At 66.3% G+C, this 988-nt stretch carries 2 protein-coding genes; both read left to right on the top strand.

The window, feature by feature from the left end:
• Positions 1-63 precede the first annotated feature (63 nt).
• Positions 64-372, top strand: a complete 309-nt coding sequence (locus tag J0695_RS36825; RefSeq protein WP_206969111.1) for a transposase — start codon at positions 64-66, stop codon at positions 370-372.
• Positions 369-988: IS3 family transposase (locus J0695_RS36820; protein ID WP_206969110.1), on the top strand; the 620-nt coding region annotated here is incomplete at its 3' end. The genes J0695_RS36825 and J0695_RS36820, both read left to right, overlap by 4 nt.

Genomic DNA, 988 nt, shown 5'->3' with positions numbered 1-988 from the left:
TGGGCTTGATCCGCTTTGACGGACATCTGAGATCAGGGGCTCTGCCCCGGAAGGATGTCCATCATGGAGAGCATGGGGAAGAAGAAGCCACGCCCTCGCCGTTCGTTCACGCCGGAGTTCAAGGCCGAGATCGTCGAGCTGTGCCGACGCGGTGACCGCACGGTCGGCCAAATGGCCAAGGACTTCGACCTGACCGAGACCGCGGTGCGGCTGTGGGTCAGCCAGGCCGAGGTCGACGCTGGCGAGAAAGACGGTCTGACCAGCAGTGAACGCGAGGAGTTGGCCGTGCTGCGGCGGGAGAACCGCCGACTGCGCGAGGACGTCGACATTCTCAAGCGGGCCACGGCTTTCTTCGCGAAGGAGACCCGGTGACGGTGCACCCGTTCATCGAGGCGGAGAAGCAGGCAGGTCACAACGTCAAGCGCGCTTGTGAACTGCTCAAGGTCTCCCGAACCGCCTTCTACGCCCGCCGCAGCGGCAAGCCCGGACCCCGCGCGGTCCAAGACGCCGAGCTGACCCAGCAGATCACCGCAGTGCACGAGCGTTCGCGCGGAACCTATGGAGCCCCGCGTGTCCATGCTGTGCTCAAGCAGGAAGGTGCCGGCTGCGGGCGGCGCCGGGTGGCCCGGCTGATGCGTGCGGCCGGACTCGAGGGCCGGCACCGCAGACGCCGGCACCTGACCACGATCCCTGATCCACGAGCCGCCCTCCGGCCCGACCTCGTGGTCCGCAACTTCGCTCCCGACTGCGCAGGACTCAATACCCGCTGGTGCGGCGACATCACCTACATCCCGACCGGCGAAGGCTGGCTCTATCTGGCCACGGTCATCGACATCGCCTCACGGCGGATAGTCGGATGGGCCACCGCCGATCACCTGCGAACCGACCTGGTCGCCGACGCTCTCAAGATGGCCTATCGGCAGCGTCGTCCTGTCCATCCGGTGATCTTCCACTCGGATCGCGGCTGCCAATACACCAGCCAGCAATT

The organism is Streptomyces beijiangensis (assembly GCF_017315755.1).
GTDB lineage: Bacteria > Actinomycetota > Actinomycetes > Streptomycetales > Streptomycetaceae > Streptomyces > Streptomyces beijiangensis.
This window is presented reverse-complemented; position numbering and strand designations above follow the sequence as displayed.